Source organism: Paraburkholderia sp. BGA-UO-ETr-F21 (genome assembly GCF_059567925.1).
The window spans coordinates 299,478-320,246 of the sequence record NZ_JCAQOY010000005.1 but is presented as its reverse complement, the minus strand read 5'-3'; the positions used below and the strand labels follow the sequence as shown (position 1 = coordinate 320,246).

At 64.2% G+C, this 20,769-nt stretch carries 14 protein-coding genes; 5 read left to right on the top strand and 9 right to left on the bottom strand.

The features are described from left to right. The first annotated feature begins 257 nt into the window (after nucleotides 1-257). The 3 genes from AC57B1_RS02945 (at nucleotide 258) to AC57B1_RS02935 (ending at nucleotide 5,344) form a co-directional block, all read left to right on the top strand. Nucleotides 258-1,808 carry a sensor domain-containing diguanylate cyclase gene (locus AC57B1_RS02945; protein WP_496416510.1) on the top strand — a complete coding sequence of 517 codons (1,551 nt, stop codon included), beginning with the start codon at nucleotides 258-260 and terminating at the stop codon, nucleotides 1,806-1,808. Between the two features lie 553 nt (nucleotides 1,809-2,361). Continuing rightward, entirely contained in the window at nucleotides 2,362-3,927 is a 1,566-nt protein-coding gene (locus AC57B1_RS02940; protein WP_496416509.1) for a methyl-accepting chemotaxis protein, read from the top strand. A 109-nt stretch (nucleotides 3,928-4,036) separates the two neighbouring features. Next, the gene (locus tag AC57B1_RS02935; protein WP_496416508.1) at nucleotides 4,037-5,344 is read left to right on the top strand and encodes a solute carrier family 23 protein; all 1,308 of its coding nucleotides are present in this window, start codon (nucleotides 4,037-4,039) and stop codon (nucleotides 5,342-5,344) included. 112 nt (nucleotides 5,345-5,456) lie between these two features. Here the strand turns inward: AC57B1_RS02935 and AC57B1_RS02930 are convergent, their stop codons facing one another. Continuing rightward, nucleotides 5,457-7,112, bottom strand: coding sequence for a Na+/H+ antiporter (locus AC57B1_RS02930; protein WP_091797021.1), 1,656 nt, complete (start codon nucleotides 7,110-7,112; stop codon nucleotides 5,457-5,459). Between the two features lie 394 nt (nucleotides 7,113-7,506). Here AC57B1_RS02930 and AC57B1_RS02925 point away from each other — a divergent pair, with 394 nt between their 5' ends. Together AC57B1_RS02925 and AC57B1_RS02920 are read left to right on the top strand one after the other, a co-directional pair. Next, nucleotides 7,507-8,784 carry a sensor domain-containing phosphodiesterase gene (locus AC57B1_RS02925; protein ID WP_091797019.1) on the top strand — a complete coding sequence of 426 codons (1,278 nt, stop codon included), beginning with the start codon at nucleotides 7,507-7,509 and terminating at the stop codon, nucleotides 8,782-8,784. Nucleotides 8,785-8,896: 112 nt separating this feature from the next. After that, nucleotides 8,897-9,598, top strand: coding sequence for a copper homeostasis protein CutC (locus AC57B1_RS02920; RefSeq protein ID WP_496416507.1), 702 nt, complete (start codon nucleotides 8,897-8,899; stop codon nucleotides 9,596-9,598). 88 nt (nucleotides 9,599-9,686) lie between these two features. On the opposite strand, the gene AC57B1_RS02915 is transcribed toward AC57B1_RS02920, so the two are convergent. The 8 genes from AC57B1_RS02915 to AC57B1_RS02880 form a co-directional block, all read right to left on the bottom strand. Further along, the gene (locus tag AC57B1_RS02915) at nucleotides 9,687-13,274 is read right to left on the bottom strand and encodes an indolepyruvate ferredoxin oxidoreductase family protein (protein ID WP_496416506.1); all 3,588 of its coding nucleotides are present in this window, start codon (nucleotides 13,272-13,274) and stop codon (nucleotides 9,687-9,689) included. A 276-nt stretch (nucleotides 13,275-13,550) separates the two neighbouring features. Beyond that, nucleotides 13,551-14,522, bottom strand: a complete 972-nt coding sequence (locus tag AC57B1_RS02910; protein ID WP_496416505.1) for an ion channel — start codon at nucleotides 14,520-14,522, stop codon at nucleotides 13,551-13,553. A gap of 206 nt (nucleotides 14,523-14,728) precedes the next feature. Then, nucleotides 14,729-14,974 carry a hypothetical protein gene (locus AC57B1_RS02905; RefSeq protein ID WP_496416504.1) on the bottom strand — a complete coding sequence of 82 codons (246 nt, stop codon included), beginning with the start codon at nucleotides 14,972-14,974 and terminating at the stop codon, nucleotides 14,729-14,731. A gap of 106 nt (nucleotides 14,975-15,080) precedes the next feature. Continuing rightward, nucleotides 15,081-15,311: a hypothetical protein gene (locus AC57B1_RS02900; protein WP_408343726.1), complete on the bottom strand. Its 231-nt coding sequence runs from the start codon at nucleotides 15,309-15,311 to the stop codon at nucleotides 15,081-15,083. 121 nt (nucleotides 15,312-15,432) lie between these two features. After that, nucleotides 15,433-16,350: a carbohydrate kinase family protein gene (locus tag AC57B1_RS02895; protein WP_496416503.1), complete on the bottom strand. Its 918-nt coding sequence runs from the start codon at nucleotides 16,348-16,350 to the stop codon at nucleotides 15,433-15,435. After that, nucleotides 16,347-17,630 carry an AGE family epimerase/isomerase gene (locus AC57B1_RS02890; protein ID WP_091797005.1) on the bottom strand — a complete coding sequence of 428 codons (1,284 nt, stop codon included), beginning with the start codon at nucleotides 17,628-17,630 and terminating at the stop codon, nucleotides 16,347-16,349. Before AC57B1_RS02890 ends, AC57B1_RS02895 begins: the two co-directional genes overlap by 4 nt. Next, a complete protein-coding gene (locus AC57B1_RS02885) occupies nucleotides 17,627-18,613 on the bottom strand; it encodes a LacI family DNA-binding transcriptional regulator (RefSeq protein ID WP_496416502.1) in 987 nt (328 codons plus the stop codon). Before AC57B1_RS02885 ends, AC57B1_RS02890 begins: the two co-directional genes overlap by 4 nt. Nucleotides 18,614-18,806: 193 nt before the next feature. Then, complete coding sequence (locus AC57B1_RS02880) at nucleotides 18,807-20,657, bottom strand: EAL domain-containing protein (RefSeq protein WP_496416501.1); 1,851 nt, start codon at nucleotides 20,655-20,657, stop codon at nucleotides 18,807-18,809. Nucleotides 20,658-20,769: the final 112 nt, after the last annotated feature.

The window sequence follows — 20,769 nt, the reverse complement described above, 5'->3', positions numbered from 1 at the left end:
AAGTTTGCGCGCGATGACCGAAGAAACACACAATTTCGTGCCGATTGAATAATTTGGTCATTGAGTGAAAGGCTCGGATTACACTTGCGTCTCGTGTCGGCGTTCTAAACGCGGACGGAGGACATGGCAAAAACCCGCCTTGCCGATCGTTCGGCGCGCTACAGCGTCTGGTACGCTACCGATTTACGGTACGCGCCAGCCCGGACGCGGCCTTCCTGCTCACGCGCGCGGGTCCGCGCCTGCTCGAACGAAAAACCATGGTGACGCGCCGACCGAACATCGTGATTGCGATCAGCATCGTGCTAGCCAGCGCGATTCTCGCGATCGCCGTGTGGGTGCTGGCGCAAATGCGCGACGACGCATTGCGGCGCGCGCAGGATTCCGTGTTCAACGTGTCGTTGCTGGTAGAGCGCGACGTGTCGCGTAATCTCGAGATCTACGACCTTTCGCTGCGCGCGGTGATCGATGGGCTGAAACAGCCCGGCGTGCTCGACCTGAAGCCGGCACTCCGCCAGATGGTCCTGTTCGACGGCTCGGCGAGCGCGAAAGACATGGGTTCGATCCTCGTAACCGACGAGGCCGGCAACGTCAGGTTCGACTCACAGGCCTCGCCACCGCGCCAGGTCAATCTCGCCGACCGTGATTACTTCAAGGTGCAGCGGGACTCTCCCAATGCCGGCCTGTTCATCAGCCACCCGTTCATGCCGAAAGTGAGCGGCAAAGACGTCAGCATCGCGCTGAGCCGGCGGATCACGCGGCCGGACGGCAGTTTCGGCGGCGTGGTGGTGGGCACCATGCGCCTCACCTATTTTCGCAGGCTGTTCGCCGGCATGAATCTCGGCGCCGGCGGATCGATGGCGCTGATGCTGAACGACGGCACGATGCTGATGCGGCGTCCGTACGATCCGAAAATCATCGGCATCAATCTGACCGGCACTTCCAATTACTCACGCTTCACCCAGCAGCCGAGCGGTGACTTCTTCGGCACGGCGGCGATCGACGGCGTCGAGCGCTGGTACGCGTTCCGTCATATCGACATGTATCCGCTGATCCTCGACGTCGCGCTGTCCACGCGCGACATGTACGTGGAATGGCGGCGCCGTGCGTGGATCATCGGCTCGCTGATCGCCGCGCTCGACGTGACGATTATCGCGCTGGCTATCCTGTTCTCCCAGCAACTGCGCCATCGCCGCGCGGCGGAAGAAGAGTTGCGCGTGCTGGCGCGCACCGACGGGCTGACCGGTCTCTTCAATCGCCGCACCTTCGAGGAGCAGGCAGAAGGAGAGTGGCGCCGCGCGCAGCGCAACGCGTGGCCGTTGTCGATGCTGCTGATCGACGTCGACAGTTTCAAGGGTTTCAACGATCTGTACGGCCATTCGGCGGGCGATGAAGCGCTCATTGGCGTGGCCCGCTGTATTGCGCAGAGCGTGCGGCGCCCAGGCGACACGGCGGCGCGCTATGGTGGCGAAGAGTTTGCCGTGCTGCTGCCGGATACCGACGAAACCGGCGCAACCCATATCGCGGAGAAGATTCGCGCCGCGGTTCAGGCGCTCCAGCTTCGCCATGTGGCGAGCTCGCACCACGTGCTCACCGTGAGCATTGGCGTCGCGACTGCGTTACGCGACACATTCGCCACGAGTCGCGCCCTCGTGAATGGTGCCGACGAAGCTCTCTACGAAGCCAAAGACGCAGGCCGCAATCGCGTGCTGTGCTACCACGCGACCACCCGTGCGATGCGTGTAATGCGTGCGACGCCCGGCCCTGCCTCTGCAGCGGAATCCGTCACCCAAGCGAAAAACTCCACCTGACGAATCGGGCGATGCTTCGATTGCGCGATGCAGATTGCTCGACGCGTCGTGCGCTGCCGGAGAGGACAAAGATCGCCAAAGACGTGCCGCGCAGGCGCCGCTTTCGCAACACACGCGTGAACGCCAACGCGTAAGTGCGCTTGCGCGAGTAACAGATCGTGCGCGAGCAACAAATCATACTGACGAAAAAAAACCGCTCACGCTGGGGGAGCGTGAGCGGAAAAGTCGGAGAGTTACAACATCGCATGCGCTTGCTCATGGGGATCAACGCAGCAGGCCAAGTCTAGGCGTAAGCCGCCGCCCCATAAATCAGACAAATCCCAATCGGGGTGTCGACTTGCCGATCGTCCGGTCTTTTTGCGATCCGGCCCAGTCCCTTCGGCATCGCTTACAACATCCTGTCCCGGTTATTCCTGACATTTCGCGCATCAAGTCGCGGTGATGGCCGCCGTAAATGAGGTGGGAGCGTCGCTGCGCAGCCAGAAGGTCGCGAAATACTTCGCGATGGCGCGGCGACTCGAGCGACCCGTCGTGACTCGTGAAGGATGGTGAAATGAAGTGGTTCGACCGCATGCCTGTGTTCAGGAAACTGCTGCTGGCGTTTTCCGTTGTGATCGGTTTTTGCGTCGTGATCGGCGTGACTTCGCTGAGTACGCTGTCATCGATGCACGACATTACCGACGCGATCGGCAATAAACACATGAACGGCCTCTACTGGATGGAAGAGGCGAACCGCCACAAGATCGACTCCGATCTGGCCGCCGCGAACCTCGGCTATGCGGCCGACGACGCCGGCCGTCAAAAGTTGAAGGACAGCATTGTCGGCTCGCTCAAGGAAATGCACGGCGGCTACGACCAGTACCGCGCGACGATCGGGACGAGCAAGGGTCAGGCCATGTTCGACGACGTGCTGCGCGCGTCGGCGGCGTGGGAAGGCATCGTGCATCAGCAGATCGCTCTCGAGCCGGTTCCGGCCGGCGTCGACAACAACGAACTCGTGCGCCGCGCGATTGCGTCGAGTGAGGCGCTGCGCGATCGCATCATGGCGCTGATCGACTATCGCCGCGAGCAGGCCAACGCAGCGCAGCATGAAGCCTCCGCCGGCTATCAGCACATGCGCATCGTCATGAGCGTGCTGGTGCTCGGCGCGATCGTCGCGGGGATGCTGCTCGCCACGGTGATCGCGCGCCGTCTGTCCGCGCAACTCGGCGGCGAACCGGATTACGCGATGCAGATCGCCAACCGCATCGCGGACGGCGACCTGAGCGTGCGCGTCGAGACCCGCACCGGCGACACCCACAGCCTGCTGTTCGCGTTGCGCAACATGCGTGAGCGGCTGGCCGGCATCGTGTCGGGCATCAGCGAATCGAGCGAGTCCATCCTGATGGCGTCGGGTGAAATCGCGCAGGGCAATACCGATCTGTCGCAGCGCACCGAGGAACAGGCCGCCGCGCTGCAGGAAACCGCGTCGAGCATGCAGGAGCTGACCTCGACAGTGAAGATGAACGCCGAGAACGCGCAGCAGGCGGGCGGCGTCGCGCACGGCGCTTCGGAAGTGGCGGCGCGCGGCAGCCACCTCGTCGGCGACGTAGTCGAAACCATGCGCGAACTGGCGGCCGGCTCGAAGCGCATGACGGACATCATCGCGGTGATCGAAGGCATCGCGTTCCAGACCAATATCCTCGCGCTCAACGCGGCGGTGGAAGCGGCGCGCGCCGGCGAACAGGGGCGCGGCTTCGCGGTGGTGGCGGGCGAAGTGCGCTCGCTCGCGCAGCGCAGCGCGGTGTCGGCCAAGGAGATCAAGGAGCTGATCGAAAGCTCGACGGCGCGCGTGGGCAGCGGCGCCGAACTGGCCGAGCGGGCCGGCCAGACCATGGCTGAAGTCACGCACGCGGTCAAACGGGTGACTGACATCATGGGCGAGATTTCGTCGGCGTCGCAGGAGCAGAGCACCGGCATCGAAGAGGTCAACCGCGCGGTCGCGCAGATGGACGACGTGACGCAACAGAACGCGGCGCTGGTCGAGCAGGCGGCCGCCGCAGCGGCGTCGATGGCGGATCAGGCGCGGCAGCTGCAGGCGGCCGTCACGGTGTTTTCGCTGGAAGCCCGGCACGGCTGAACTTGCCAGGCCTGGTGGCACTCCGTACACTCGCGCGTAATTCCTGGGCGACGCCTTGTTCCGGCGCCGCGCCACCATAAATAGCGCCGAACAGAGGAGAACCCCCGCCATGGCCGATTCCTACTTCCCCCGTTGGCGTGCGCAGCCCGCACCGGCCGAGGGCCGCATCGTCGGCACCGACGAGCGGCTCGCCTGGCCGCAAATGTTCGCAATGGGCGTGCAGCACGTCGTCGCGATGTTCGGCTCGACTGTGCTCGCGCCGCTGCTGATGGGCTTCGATCCGAACCTGTGCATCTTCATGTCGGGCATCGGCACGCTGTTGTTCTTCGTGCTGGTGGGCGGGCGCGTGCCGAGCTATCTCGGCTCGAGCTTCGCGTTCATCGGTCTCGTGATCGCGGTGACGGGGTACGGCGGCCACGGGCCGAACCTGAACATTCCGGTGGCGCTCGGCGGGATCATCGCGTGCGGCGTGGTGTATGCGGTGATCGGCCTGATCGTGTCGGCGGTCGGCACCCAATGGATCGAGAAGCTGATGCCGCCGGTGGTCACCGGGGCGATTGTCTGCGTGATCGGTCTGAATCTGGCGCCGATCGCCGTGCACGGCGTGAGCGGCAGCAACTTCGATTCGTGGATGGCGCTGGTCACCGTGCTGTGCGTGGGCGCGGTCGCGGTGTTCGCGCGCGGCATGCTGCAGCGTCTGCTGATTCTGGTCGGCCTGCTGATGGCGTATGTGATCTACGCGATCGTCACGAATGGCCTCGGCATGGGCAAGCCGATCGATTTCGCCATCGTCGCCAACGCCGCGTGGTTCGGTATGCCGCACTTCACGGCGCCCGTTTTCAACATGCAGGCCATGACCTTGCTCGCGCCGATCGCGGTGATCCTGGTGGCGGAGAACCTCGGGCACATCAAGGCGGTGAGCGCGATGACGGGCCAGAATCTGGACCGCTACGTCGGCCGCGCATTCCTCGGCGACGGACTCGCGACGATCGTGTCCGGCTTTGCCGGCGGCACCGGTGTCACGACGTATGCGGAGAACATCGGCGTGATGGCCGTCACCAAGATCTATTCGACGCTGGTCTTCGTGATCGCCGCGGTGATCGCGCTGGTGCTGGGCTTTTCGCCGAAGTTCGGTGCGGTGATCCAGACCATTCCCGGGCCGGTGCTGGGCGGTGTGTCGATCGTCGTGTTCGGGCTGATCGCTGTGACCGGCGCGCGCATCTGGGTCGTCAACAAGGTGGACTTTTCCGACAACCGTAATCTGATCGTGTCCGCGGTCACGCTCGTGCTCGGCGCCGGCGATTTCTCGTTGAAGCTCGGCGGTTTCGGTCTGGGCGGCATCGGCACCGCGACGTTCGGCGCGATCATTCTCTACGCTCTGCTGAGAAGGAAGCCGGCGCAAGGTCCGGTGGCCTGAGCCTCCTCTCTCGTATCAAGCGGTTCGGCGGCGGCGCGGGCTTCTGTCTCCGTGATGTCTCATGCGGAGAAACGCGCCAGCCGCTGGAACCGCCATCACGCAGCGTCGCGCGTCAGCGCCTGCGCGCCGTCAGCGCAGTCTCTGACAGGTCCACTTCGCGCATCAGCTTGTTCAACGTCTCGTCATTGATCTCCTGAGTGCTGCGCAGCGCGAGCAGTGTCTTGCGCTCGGCTCGCATGGCCGCGAGCTTCATTCTGAACTCCAGCGCATCGGCGCGGCGCGCCAGCTCGCGGGGCTCCTGCTCTTCATCGAGCGTGGCGAGGCGGCGCCGATAGAGGTCCATGACTCGCGCGGTGACATCCGCCGCGTACGCCGAAGCCGATTCATCCAGATCAGCGCACTCGGTGTCGTGCACCTCGTCGACGGCCCGAATCGCCGCTTGCGCGGCCATCGTGCGCGCGAGCAATTCCTCGGCGGCATGCGGATCCTTGCCACGGCGCCAGCCATTCAGCAACAGCGGTAGCGCCACGACGGCCACCAGCAGCGAAAGCAGAATCACGCCGGATGCGATGAAGATCGCCAGATCGCGGCCCGGCAGCGGGACGCCACCCGGCAACACCTCCGGCAAGGACAGCACGCCCGCGAGTGTCACTGCTCCGCGTACGCCGGCCACCGTCGTGATCGTGACCGTGCGCAAACCCGGCACCGCATTCGCCACGCCCTGCTTCGCGGCGCCGCGGCTCGCGAACCAGCGCAGCAGCCAGACCCACACGAAGCGCATCGCATAGAGCGCCACCCCCACCGCGGCGATATAGCCGATCAGCAGCCAGACCTGCGCGTTGCTGGTCTCGTGCGCGTCGAGCAATGCGCGTCCGAGAATGTGTGGAAACTGCAGCCCCAGCAGAATGAACACCATGCCGTTGAAGACGAACTCGATCATCGTCCACGTGCTGGTGGCGCGCACCCGTGACGACACCGGTCCGGCGTTCGCAATCGTCGCGTAGTTCATCATCATGCCGGCGGCGACCGCGGCCAGAATGCCGGACAACTCGAGGCGCTCGGCGATCAGATACGCGGCGAACGGAATCAGCAGCGTCATGACGACGCCGGGCGCCGGGTCGCCTTCTTCGGTGAGATTCAGGAAGCGCGCCGACACGAAACTGAACAGCCAGCTCACTGCCGCGCCGATCGCAAGGCCGCCCGCGGCGATGATCACGAAACTGATCGACGCTTCGCGCAACGAAAACACGCCGGTCAGCGCGGCGGCAATGGCGAACTTCAACGCGACCAGTCCCGACGCGTCGTTCATCAGCGCCTCGCCTTCCAGGATGTGCATGAGCCGCCCAGGGATCTTGCCCTTGCCGACGATGCCGGATAGCGCCACCGCATCCGTCGGCGACAACACCGCGGCCAGCGCGAACGCAACCGGCAGCGAGATCGACGGCACCAGCGCATGCACGAAGTAGCCGACCACCAGCACCGTCATGAACACGAGGCCGAGCGCGAGCATCAGGATCGAGCGGCGCGCCATGAAGAATTCGCGCTTGGGAATGCGCCATCCGTCCGCGAACAGCAAAGGCGGAATGAACAGCATCATGAAAATTTCCGGGTCGAACGTGACGTGCAGCCCGAGCTTCGGCCATGCGAGCAACGCACCGATCGCGATCTGCACGAGCGGCAGCGGCAACGAGACCGGCAAGATGCGGGTGACGACGCCCGAGGCGGCGACGGCGAGCAAAAGAATCAATACGGTAAAGACAATGTCCATCGGTCTATTTCGGGGGATATAACGGCGTTGCTTCGGTGATCTTCGCCTATCGGCCATGCGGCGCTTACGAAGTGCAAGGCCGAAGTTTAGCCCGTCGACGGCTTGTGCCATCGCCGGCGCGGCATGAGGGCGTCACGAAGGCGTCACGAAGGCGCCAATCCGCGGCGCATGAGCGCCTCGACGAGGTTGCGCACCTTAACGGTGCGCTCTACGCCCACGAGCGGCGCATGCTCCCGTCCGCGTGCGCAATCTTTCGTATAAATTTCATTGGAATGTGCGTCAGCGTGCGCATGGAGCTTGCTTAAGGTATATCGATGACGCACATTTGAGAAACGGCGCCGAGGTTGTTCGCCTCCGCGTTCGGACCGGCCCGGCTCTCGCGTGAGAGGACTGCATGACGATTGCGCAACAGGAAAGAACGGCCAGCGCGCCGCATGGCTTCGAGGTCGAGATGACGTCGGGGCTCGAACGTTTTACGGTGCAGCATGGCGAGCTCACGCTAAGCAGCGTGTTTCAGCCGATTTTCAGTCTGTCGCATATGCGGGCTGTCGGCTACGAAGGGCTGCTGCGGGCGCATGACGGGCTCGACCGGCCCGTGTCGCCGCTCGACGTATTCGGCGAAGCCGCGCGCCTCGGCGACGTGCTTCAGGTGGACCGGCTGGCCCAGACGCTGCATCTGGAAAATTTCAAGGTGCTCGGCGCCGAGCGCGAATGGCTGTTCCTGAACGTGCATCCCGGCGCGCTCACCGATCCGTATCTCGCCGCCGCGTTGCTGGCCACGTTGAAGCGGCTCGATCTGCCGCCGCGGCGCATCGTGCTCGAAGTGCTCGAACATCGCGCGGAAGATCTGGAGCGTCTCGCCGACGCCGTGCGCCAGTTCCGCGAGCGCGGTTTCCTGATCGCACTCGACGACTTCGGCGCGGGACACTCGAACGTCGAACGGATCTGGCAATTGAATCCGGATATCGTGAAGCTCGATCGCGTCATGCTGTCGCACGCCGCGCATCGCGCCGACATGGCGACGATTCTGCCGGGGCTCGTCGCGCTGCTGCACGAGGCGGGCAAACTGGTACTGATCGAAGGCGTGGAAACGGAGCATGAAGCGCAAATGGCGCTCGCCTGCAACGCGGACTTCGTGCAAGGCTTTTTCTTCGGCCGCCCGAACCCGGGCGCGGCCGACGCGCTGCACGCGACCACCTGCATCAGCGAGCTCACCGAGCGTTATCGCGACCAGACCGAAGCGCGCGAGCGCCGCAACGCAAGCCGGCTTGCGCCGTATTTGCGGGCTTTCGAGCGGGCGGCGGAACGCCTCGCGGCCGGCGAACCGCTCGAGGAAGTGTGCTGGAATTTTCTCGCCCTCGACCATGCGGCGCGCTGCTTTCTGCTCGACGCGAAGGGCAAGCAGGCGGGTCGCAACGTCGTGCTGCGCGCCGATCGCGCGGCGCATGAAACGCGCTTTTTGCCGCTCGCCGACGCGCAGGGCGCGAACTGGCTGCGTCGTCCGTATTTTCGCGATGCGATCAATGCGCCGGAGCGTGTGCATGTGACGCGTCCCTATCTGTCGATCAACGAGGCTTTGCCGTGCGTGACGCTTTCGGTGGCGACGCGCGTCGGCGCGCAGACCTGCGTGTTGTGCGGCGACATTGACTGGGTGGACGAAGAGCATTTTTGAGTGTCCCTAACTGTCGTTGCGCGGCAGCCTCTCAAGGGAGCGCAAAAAAATTTGGGGCGGCCCGGGGCATTTTTGGAGATCATGTCGGTTTCAACGATCTTCAGCCGTGCTTATGTCCGTCCTTCTAGAAGTCATTGCCACGACCGTTGCCGACGCTCGCCTTGCCGCGCAAGCGGGCGCCGACCGTCTCGAACTTGTCACCGCAATGGGCGAGGGCGGCCTGACGCCGAGCCTCGGCTTGATCGAAGCGGTGGTGGCGGCGGTCGAGATTCCCGTGAACGTAATCGTGCGGCCGCATAGCCGCTCGTTCGTGTACGACGCCGACGATTACGCGGTGATGCTGCGCGACGTGCGGGCGTTCAAGGCGGCAGGCGCGAACGGGGTCGTGATCGGCATGCTGAATGCCGCGGGCGAGATCGATCGCGAAGGCCTCGCGCGTGCGATCGACGCGGCAGATGGACTGGCAATCACCTTCCACCGCGCGTTCGACGAAGCGCGTGATATGCACCAGTCGCTCGACGTGCTGCTCGGTTTCGATGCCGTAACGAATGTGCTGACCTCGGGTGGACAACCTTCAGTTCTGCACGCTGAAGCGACGATCCGCGAGCTGGTGCGGCAAGCGTCCGGTTCGCATTTGACGGTGCTGGCCGGCGCCGGCTTGACGGTCGATGCCGTCGCCGGTTTTGTGAGCAGCACGCAAGTCGAAGCGGTGCATTTCGGTTCGGGCGTTCGCGTGGACGGCAAGGGTCTCGCGCCGGTCGATGCGGCCAGGGTCGCGAAAGTCAGAGCGCTGATGGACGCATCGCGTAGCTAAATCACCGGGCAAAGAAAATGCCGCTTCGAGATCGCTCCCGAAGCGGCATTGATTCACGCATGTCCACGTGCAAGGAAAGCGAAGAACACTACTTCGCCACGACCACCGGAATGCCGCGCAACTGCCCCGCGCCTTTTACCTCTTCGAGCGATTTCCGTACCGATTCACCGGTCGCCGCTTCGATCTGCAAGCGTGCGGCCAGATCGCGCTCGCCACGCTTCACACCCGCCAGATTCGCGAGCTTTACGTGACCATAACCGCGCACGCGGGCGTGCAGGTCGGCGAGCTTCGCCACGTCTTCCAGATTGCCGGCGTTGAGCTTGGCGAACGCACGTTGCATCGTGGTTTCGTAGTCGCCGGCAAGTTCACGCTCCATCTTGCGCTCCAGCGTGCGGCCAAACGGATCGAGCATCGTGCCGCGCAGGCTGCTGAATTTCGCCAGCGTGCCTAGCACCGGCCACATCCATTGGCCGAAGGATTTCTTGGCCGGATTCTTGCCGGGTTGCGGGCGCGTGAGCGTCGGGGGCGCGAGATTGAACTTGATGCCGAAGTCCTTGCCGGCCACGCCTTCGAATTGCGCTTCCAGCGCTTCACGGAACGCGGCATCGGTATGCAGGCGCGCCACTTCGTATTCGTCCTTCACCGCGAGCAGACGATAGAACGTGGTTGCCACCGCGCGCGTCATGCGCTCGCTCTTCGTGTCCACGGCGGTCTCCGCGCGGCGTGCCGCATCGACGAGCGCACGGTAGCGCTTCACATACGTCGCGCCGCCGTAAATCTGCAGACGCCCTTCGCGATGCGCGATCAGTTCGTCGAGCGTATCGACGCGCACAGCCTGCTTCGCCAGATGCCGTGCCTGCCACAGCGATTCGAGCGCGGCCGGATCTTGCGCAGCGAGGCGGCCGATCGAAAACGCGAGCTGGTTCATCTGCACCGCGACGTTGTTCAATTCGATCGCGCGCATCATCGCGCCGAACGATACGGGCACGAGTCCAAGTTGCCAGGCATAACCGAGCATCAGAATGTTCGCGCCGATGGTGTCGCCGAGAAAGCGCGTGGCGAGTGCCTGTGCGTCGCATGTCGACATGCGCTCCGCGCCTGCCGCGTGACGCATCTTGTCGATCAGCGCGTCGGCGTGCAGCGTCGCATCAGGATTGGTCACGAACGTCGCGTTCGGAATCGCATGCGTGTTCACGACAATGCGCGTGCGGCCATGACGCACCGTTTGCAGCGCATCGGCGCTTGCGCCGACCACCATATCGCAGGCGAGCAGCACGTCGGCTTGCTGCGTGTCGATACGCACCTGATTGAGCCACTCGTCACGCGCGGCGAAACGCACGAACGACAGCACCGAGCCGCCCTTTTGCGCGAAGCCCATGAAGTCGAGCACCGACGCGCTCTTGCCTTCCAGATGCGCAGCCATGCTGATCAATGCGCCGACCGTCACGACGCCCGTGCCGCCGACGCCCGTCACCAGAATGTCGTACGGCGCGGCGTCGAGATGCGTTGCGGGAATCGGCAACGCGTCGACGCGTGCGGCCAATGCTTGCGGATCGAATGCGGCGCCCGCGGCTTTCTTCAGCTTGCCGCCTTCCACCGTGACGAAGCTCGGGCAGAAGCCATTCACGCACGAATAGTCTTTGTTGCACGACGATTGGTCGATGCGGCGTTTGCGGCCCAATGCCGTTTCAACCGGTTCGACTGACAGGCAATTCGACTGCACGCCACAATCGCCACAGCCTTCGCAAACTTCTTCGTTGATGAAAAGACGCTTGTCCGGATCGGGGAATTCGCCTTTTTTCCGGCGCCGGCGTTTTTCCGCCGCACAGGTCTGGTCGTAGATCAGTACGGTCACACCGTCGGTGTCGCGCAATTCGCGCTGCACGGTGTCCATTTCGCTGCGATGGTGGAACGTGGTGCCCTTCGGAAAGAGGTCGTGATGGCCGTCGTATTTCTCCGGCTCGTCGCTGACCACGACGAAGCGCGACACGCCCTCGGCTTCCACCTGACGCGCGATCTGCGGCACCGAGATGCTGCCGTCCACCGGCTGGCCGCCCGTCATCGCGACGGCGTCGTTATAGAGAATCTTGTACGTGATGGTGGCTTTCGCGGCCACCGCCTGGCGGATCGCCAGAATGCCGGAGTGGAAGTAGGTGCCGTCGCCGAGATTCTGGAATACGTGGCGCGTTTTCGTGAACATGGAGTGCGACGCCCAGTCCACGCCTTCGCCGCCCATCTGGATCAGGCCGGTCGTGTCGCGCTCCATCCATGAAGCCATGAAGTGACAGCCGATGCCCGCATGCGCGATCGACCCTTCGGGTACTTTGGTCGAGGTATTGTGCGGACAACCCGAGCAGAAGTACGGCGTGCGCTTCACGCTGTCCGCCGCGTTCGAGAGAATTTGCGGCGCGACCAGATCGACCACGCGTTCGCGACGATCGAGCGCGGGCTTGTGCTTCGCGAGCCAGTTGGCGAACACCGGCAGAATGCGCGACGGCCGCAATTCCCCGAGCGAGGACAGCAGCAGCGTGCCGTCTTCGGCGTTCTTGCCGATCACGATCGGCCGCGTGCCTTGCGAGCGGTTGTACAGATAGTCCTTGATCTGCTGTTCGATGACCGGGCCTTTCTCCTCGATCACCAGCACTTCGGACAAGCCGGAGACGAACGCGTCGATGCGCGTCATTTCCAGCGGAAACGACAGGCCGACCTTGTAGATCCGCACGCCGGCCGCTTCCAGATCGGCGACCGTCAGATCGAGACGGCGCAGCGTTTCCATCAGGTCCAGGTGGGCCTTGCCGCACGTCACGATCCCCACGTTCGCATGCGGGCTCGGCGCGATCCATTTGTCGATGCTGTTCACGCGAGCGAAGTGGCGTACCGCGTCGAGCTTGGCGTGCATGCGCGATTCGATTGTCAGGCTCGGCAGATCGGGCCAGCGATTGTGCAGGCCACCTGCCGGTGCTGCGAAATCCTGCGGTGCGGCCCAGTCGGTGCGCAGCGCGTCGAGATCGACCGTCGAGCCCGATTCGACCGTTTCGGAGATCGCCTTGTAGCCGACCCACGCGCCCGAGAAGCGCGACAGCGCCCAGCCGTACAAACCGAACTCGAGCATGTCGGCGATGTTGGACGGATTCACGACCGGCATATGCCAGGCCATCAACGCGAAATCGCTCTGATGCGGCATGGACGACGACACGCAGCCGTGGTCGTCGCCCGCCACCACCAGCACGCCGCCGTGCGGCGACGAGCCGTAAGCGTTGCCGTGCTTGAGCGCGTCGCCGGCGCGGTCCACGCCCGGGCCCTTGCCGTACCACATCGCGAATACGCCCTCGACGGTGCGTTCCGGGTCGGATTCCACTCGCTGCGTGCCGAGCACGGCGGTGCCGCCGAGTTCTTCATTGATGGCGGGCAAGAAGCGAATATCACTCGCCGTGAGCAGTTTGTTCGCTTTCCACAACTGCTGGTCGACCATCCCGAGCGGCGAGCCGCGATAACCGCTAATGAAGCCGGCGGTGTTCAGGCCGCGAGCCTTGTCGGCGGCGCGCTGCATGAGCGCGAGGCGCACCAGCGCCTGCGTGCCGGTCAGGAAGATGCGGCCGCGCGTCGCGGTGAGGTTATCGGATAGCTTGTAATCGGCCAGTGCGGGCGTGCCGTCGATGGGCAGGCGAGCGGTCATGGGGGAGTCTCCGTTGTCGATCGGAGTTGGCGCTTTAGCGCTTACTCCGATCCCATGCAACATAGTTGCGGTTTGCATCCGCGCGCGGTGGTGGGGACCACGAAGTTGGCGCAGCGAAAGAGACTCTATTTTTTAGCGCCGATTAGAGTGAATTATTTCTACTTTGGTCAGCAACTCGCGAAGAGGCGAGAAGAGCCAAGCGTTTTAACGGAGTTTTGAGATAGATCTGCCACGCGGCGGCGGCATTCGGGTATGCCCTGGTGCGTTTCGACCCGCTTACTGCGCCGGCGCCGGCGCTCTCGGGGCCGCAATGGGCGCGTCGTCGAGCGGCACGATTTCGTCGAAATGCGCGTAATCGATATGGCTCACGCCGTCCTGCTCGCTCATGATGTCGGCGAAACGGTGATGCCAGTAGATCTGATCGCACGACCACATGTGGCGTGCCTGCATAGTTTGGGAGGTCGACTCGTCGACGCCCTCCAGCGTGAGAATCAGCGACGTGTCGCGGCCTTTGAGCGTCTCGGCGGTTTCGCCGAACAGCGGACTGCTTTCGTCGATGATGTGCATTAGCGTCCAGCCCAGTTTGAACACCGGGTGTTGATCGCGCAACAGCGTCAGGTCATAGAGCTTGCGCAACGTATAACCTTCGGCGCTGGTCTCCTGGCGCAGAATGCGCAGTTTCGCGCGGGCCTCCGCGATCACGTTCTGACGCGCGTTGGCCGAGCGCACCATCAGCGTCATGCGGCCGTCGATCGGCCGGATCACCGCGTAGCGGGTGAACATGATCTTGGCATGCGGGCGCGAAAAGCGCGCGAAGATCAGCCCCGTCGCCAACGCGATGCTGGACATGCCGACGAAAATTTCCAGCGTGGCGATCCAGTGCGCGTAAACGGTTTGCGGATGCATGTCGCCGTAGCCGACCGTGGCGAGCGTTTCCACGCTAAAGAAGAATGCACCGCTGAATCCCGCCGGAAACTGATTGGCGATCGGCGCGTCGCCCAGCAGGTAGAGCGTGGCGAACGCGGTGTTGAGCAGCAGGAACAGGACCGCGAGCGACACGAAAAAGGTCGGCCAGCGAACCACGAGAGCGCGGTGATAGAGATCCTGCCAGAGCGGTGTCGGCATGCCGTGCGCGATGACCACGCGATCGTCCAGACGCAATTCGCGGCTGCCGCGCGGGCGGCGCGCCGGCGCGCGTGCTTCGCCATTGCCGAAGCTTGAAGGACGGTCTGTCGGTTCTGTCGCCATTGCAGGATCGTGGAAATGAAAACGGCCAAAGCGTAGCACGCCGCTTTGGCAGCGGAGCGTGGGTTGGGCGGGTGCGCGGGCGCTTGAAAGGCGAGCCGCGCGGCGGGCTGCCGCGTGCGACTCTTACGTCAAGGCACGGCGTACTGCCGGGCACTGAAGTGATCGTGCAACCCTGTCATTAACGCGAAAGCCTGCGCGCTTCGTACTCACGGAAACGCACGCGGTTTGGGAATGCCCGCACCGTGTTCGATATCGTCGACAGCCTGCTGATGCGCGGCCACGACAGCTTCGGTCGCGGCGCCGTAACCGTTGTCGCCGCCTACCGTCGTCCACGGTTTGACGGCTTTCTCGCGATGGCGGATTTCGTATTCCGCATCCCAGCGAGCACCGCTGAGTTCGAGCGGGCGGACGTGAATCGAATACACGCCGTAGAGGAAGAGCTGTTCAGCCATGACCGCCTCCGGCCAGTTAGTCCAGGGTGGCGCAACGCGAACGCAAAGAGCAAACGCAAGAAGCAAACGCGAATAGCAAAACGCGAAACGCGCGGCGCCGGTCTGCCTAGAGTTCGATTTCCCCGAGAATGCGATGAGCGAGCGCCTTGGCTTCCTCGAGGGCTTCCTCAGGCGTGGACGAAGTGGCGTCGACTTCGTAGACCGTGGTTTCCTGGTCGGCGGTTGCGTCGCCTTCGTCGCGCGAGAGGGTGACCACGCCTTGCCAGGTATCGCTATCTATTTCGCGTATCGAGGCAATGGCCGTGTAGATGCCTTTGGTGTAGGTGATGTCGTCCATGGCGTCGCTCCATCTTCCAAAGGTTTCGGTTTTTTCATCCTAGCACGATGACGGCGCCGGGGTTCTCCACCCTGCCGGCGCGCGCTGCCAGTGACAATGCGCGCCGCACAAGGCAAGCGGATTACAGGAGCGCCACGACTTCATCGAGCGACGGCGCGTGCGCGCCAGCGTGGCGGCACGCAGCCGCGCCGGCGGCCAGCGCGAAGGCGAGGTGCTCCGGCCACGCGCGCTGCGGCGCGGTCATCAGGCTGAACAGCAGGCCGCCGATCGACGCATCGCCCGCGCCGACCGTGTCGACGACTTCGACGCGCGGCGGCCGCGCCTCGGTCACCATGGCGCCGTCGATCAACATGGCGCTCTCCGGCCCGCGTGTGACCAGCACGGTGGCGGCGGGATTCATGGCCTGCAGCTGCGCAAGTGCGCCGGCTTCGTCGTCGGTTTTGAACAGCAGGCGCAAGTCTTCGTCCGACACCTTGATGAGATCGGCGAGCGCGGCCATTTTGCGCAGCGTGGGTTCGTAGCCGTGTTCCATCAGATTCCGGTAGTTCGGATCGAAGCTGATCTTCACACCTTGCGAACGCAACTCGGCGGCAAGCGTGGCGAGCGTGTCGCCGATCGGCTGCCGCACGAGGCTGATGCAGCCGAAGTGCGCCCACTTCACATGGCTCGCCCAGCCCGCCGGCAGTTTCGCCGGATCGAAGGCCAGATCGGCGCTGTTCTCGCCCATGAAGAAGTACGCGGGCGGATGCGTCTGATGCACGATCGCGAGCAACGGCGGGCGTTCCACGCGCTGCATGAAACGCATGTCGAGCCCCGCGGCCACGCTCGCGTTCCACAGCTCATCGGAGAAATTGTCGACGCCTAACGATCCGGCGCACGCAGTGGGCAGGCCGAGCCGAGCCACGCAGCGCGCCACGTTCCAGCCGGCGCCGCCGGGGCGCGACAGCCATTGCGAAGGGCCGGTGCGCACGAGATCGGTGAGAATGTCGCCGGCCGAGACGAAGAGGGGGAATTCGCTATTCGCGTTGGGGTTGCTCATGTTGTCTGCTCCGCGGATTCGGACGCCGTGGCCGCGCCATCGGGCAGCGCGTGGGCCAGTACTTCGTAGCACGCGCCCATGGTGTGATAGTCGGTCTTGCCGGCGGGACTTTTTTCGTCGCTGTACTTGCGGTTGTCGCACGTGAGGATGCGATACCACGCGCCATACTTGTGATCGACGAAATGCGCCCAGCTATAGCGCCAGATCTCGTCGTACCAGTCCCAGAAGCGTTCGTTGCCGGTGCGCTTGCCGAGCAGCGCGGCGGTCGCGAAGGTCTCCGCCTGCACCCAGAAATATTTGTCGTGGTCGCACACGGTGCCGTCGGGACCGAAGCCGTAATAGAGGCCGCCGTGGTCTTCATCCCAGGCGTGCGTCATGGCGGCGTCGAACAGTTCGATGGCGCGTGGCAGCAGCCACGGCAACGGCCGGAAGCGCTCGAGAATCAGCAGCAGCTTGGCCCATTCGGTTTGATGCCCCGGCTGGAAACCCCACGGCCGGAAAATGTTCGAGCTGTCTTCCTCGTTGTAGTGCCAGTCGACCGACCAGTCCGCGTGAAAGTGCTCCCACACCAGCCCTTGCGACAACTTTGCCTGGCGCAGCGTGATATTCGACGCCACCCGTTCGGCGCGATCCAGGTAGACGAGATGGCCGGTCGCTTCGTGCGCGGCGAGCAGCGCCTCGGTGGTGTGCATGTTCGCGTTCTGCCCGCGGTACGAACTGACCCGCCATTCGGGGGATGCTTCGTCGGCATAGAGGCCCGCGGCGGCGTCCCAGAAGCGGTGTTCCATCAACTCGAAGGTCGCGCCGATCATGGGCTTCGCTTCCTCGATGCCGGCCATCGCCGCATGCGAATACGCGAGCAGGACGAACGCGAGGCCGTAGCAGTGGCGCGTCGCGTCGAGCGTGCGCTTCTTGCCGTCGTGCCATTCGAGTTCCCAGTCGTAGCCTTCGTGCTGGGCGTCCCAATGCGCCTCGCGCAGGAACTGCAAACCGTGGCGCGCGTATTCGAGATGCTGCGGGTCGCCGAACTGGCGATACGCCATCGCGTAATTGAAGACGTAGCGGCAACTACTCACCAGATGCCGCGTGGTTTTGTCGTAGACCGAACCGTCGTCGCGGAAGAAATGGAAAAAGCCGCCGCTCGGATCGAACACGTTCGGCGCGTAAAAGCGCAACGTGTCCTGCACATGCGAGAGCAGAAAGTCGCGCTTGCGAAAGCTCTCGACTGGCGGCACCGCAACGGCGCCGTTAGCGGGGTGAAGCGGATCGGATTGCGTCATGGCGTTTTCACCAAAGTACTGGCACGGGCAATGAGATGAACGGGCAGGCTGACTTCCAGTTCGGCAGGTGCGTCTTCAAGCAGAAGTTCGACGCCGCGCCGGCCGAGCGCTTCCTTGTCGACCGAGAGGGTGGACAACGGCGGCGTGGCATGCGCGGCGGCGGGAATATCGTCGAAACCGATGATGGCGATGTCCTCGGGCACACGCAGGCCTCGCGCAAGGCAGGCGCGCAGTGCGGCGAGCGCGGCGGCGTCGTTGTAGGCGAACACGGCGTCGGGGCGTGGGCCCGGCGCGTCGAGCAGTTGATGCATCGCGCGCGCCGCGCCGCTGTCGGGATCGAGGCCGCCGTCGATAGTCACTTCCAGCGACGGGTCGAACAGCAAGCCCGCTTCGAAAAACGCGCGCCGGTAGCCGAGCGCCCGCTGCGCGATGCTGAAGTGCGCGAGCGAACCGCCGATAAACGCGACGCGCTTGCGCTGCTGTTCGAACAGGTGCCGCATGGCGAGCGTGGCGCCTGCGGCGTTGTCGAGATTCACCGAGCGCATGCCGGGCGCCCACAGGTCGATCAGCACGAGCGGGCGTTGCATCGCCACCAGCGTGGCCAGCGTTTCCGGTTCGACGAAACCGGCAATCGCCACCGCATCCGGCGCATGCAGGCGCATCTGCTGGATCACGTCTTCGGTGGGGCCGGCGGTCAGCACGGAGGGCACGATGCCGCGTTCGCGGCAGGCGTCTTCCACGCCGTGCAGCACGTGCGAAAAGAACGGGCTGACGGCGAAATTGTTGTGCTGACGGTGCAGCAGGAACGTGAGGCGGCGAATGCGCGGGCGCAACTGGGCGGCGTCATAGCCGAGCTTGCGCGCCGCTTCGACGACGCGCTCGCGGGTGGCCTCGGACAGGCCTGGCTGGTTCTTCAATGCGCGTGAGACGGTGCCGATCGACACGCTGGCCGCGCGGGCGACGTCGCGGATGGTTGTGGCCATCGAATCAGGCGGCCGCGCATAGCGGCCGCACGGTGTTTGGGTTCGGGCGATTGTATAGTAAAACTGCCCTAAATCAGCCCGGAAAACCGTCGATCCACACCCGGAAATACCCGTAGATAATGGTGTTGGCCTGAACTATGTTGTTTAGTAAAACAAGCTAAACAATACTTGGGTCATGTTGTTTGCTACCTGTTCACTCAGGCAGCACAGGCGTGATTTCGCCCTGTCCGCGCAGCAGCGACACGCTTTCGTCGGCGTCGATCAGCACGAAACCGCTGGCTTCGTGCTTCGCGCGCCGCTTGGCGAGTGCCGCCACGGAGGCAATTTCCTCGCTGCTATAGAGCGACGGTCCGTCGCCTGGCTCGACGCGCACGCAGCCAATCGCCATCGTCACGAAACCGAAGAAGGTGCGATTGCCGCGCCGGTCCTCGCCGTGTATGCCTCCGGCTAGCCGGTCAGCCGGCGCATAAAAGCGCTGCGCTCCTTCGTTGAACACGTGGATCGCGCGCAGCACGCGTTCGCGCCAGTCTTCGCTCTGAAACAGGATCAGGAAGTCGTCGCCGCCCACGTGCCCGAGGAAATCGCGGGTTGGGTCGCATACGTCGGCAAGCACGACGGCGGCGAATTTCAGCACTTCGTCGCCTTGCCAGTAGCCGTACTGATCATTGAACGGCTTGAAGTGGTTCAGATCGACGTAGCAGGCGTAGAAACCGGCGTCGTTGCCGAGCAGGCGGGCAATGTGCGAACTGATCGGGATGTTGCCCGGCAGGAAGGTCAGCGGGTTCGCATAGCGGGCGGCTTCGATACGCACCTCGGTCACCGCGCGCACGAGATTTTCGCCGGTGCCGAGGCCGGCGTACTTACCGTTGTCGGTGATGACGAAGCCGTCGGCGAGATAGCGCTGATCGTCGCTCGCGAGAAGCTGGGCCATCTGCTCGACCGTCATCGATTTCTCGATGATCACCGGCGATGCATTGGCGAACAGCAGGCAAGGGCGCTTGCCGAACAGCTCGCGGTGATACGGCAGCGCGTAGCGATCCATGAAGCTGCGGCGGTTGATCAGCGCGACCGGCTCGTCGTGCTCGACCACCGCGACCGCGTGCAGGTCGGGCAGGCGGTTGAACAGTTCGAGCACGTCGTTGTTGGTCGCCTGGCGCGGCAGCGCGGGCGCGTGCACCAGCATCTTCGCCGACGCCATGCCACCCGAAGGCGATGCGCTGCTCAGCGTGCGCGTGGTCTCGGGAAATACGGCGATGTGGCCGGCGCGCAGCGCGTCACGAGCGTCGTCGGTCACCTTGCGGGCCGGTTGCGCGTGCGGACGGCCGAAGAAAAAGCCCTGCCCGCAGCCAATCCCCATGTCGCGCACCACGATCAGATCCGCTTCGTTTTCGATGCCCTCGGCCACGAGCCGCGCGCCGCTTGCACTGGCGAAGTGCTGCATCGCGCGCACGGCTTCGAACTTGAGCGGATCGCAGGCAATGTCGTGAATGAAGAAGCGATCGATCTTCACGACGTCCGGTTGCAGCCGCACCCAAAGATTCATGCTGGCGTTCGCGGTGCCGTAATCGTCGAGCGCGAATTGCGCGCCAGCCGCGCGCAGCGCTGAGATCACCGGCTGGAAACTGCCCACGTCGGGAATCATGCTTTGCTCCGTCAACTCGATGACGAGCCGCTGCGGATCGACGCCGCGGTGGCGAAGTAGCGCGAGCGTGTCGTCGCGCGACTCGGCCAGCTGGCGGATCGCGCCCGCACTGAAATTCAGGAACAGCTTGCCGTCGAAATCGAGCCGCGCGAACGCGTCGATGCAGGTGCGCGCGGCGGCGCGTTCGAGTTCGATCCCGCAGCCCTCGGCGAGCGCTTGCGAAAACAGGGCGAACGGCGCTTCGAGCGGCGTGCCGGCCGGGCCACGGATCAGCCCTTCATAGCCGAGGATCGCGCCGTCTTCGAAATCGATGATCGGCTGGAAAACGGCGGACAGCTCACGCCGGGCGATCAACTCCTCGATGCGCGGCGCGGCGGATCGGGAGGGCGAGCGAGGTTGCATGGCAGGTAGGCGTAGCGATCGACCTTTGGCTTATCGGCTGGACCTGAGCGTAATTAAGTGAACTTTTAGTGACGCGTCGCACCGGGGTGGTGCGGGTGCGGGTGCGCCTTTC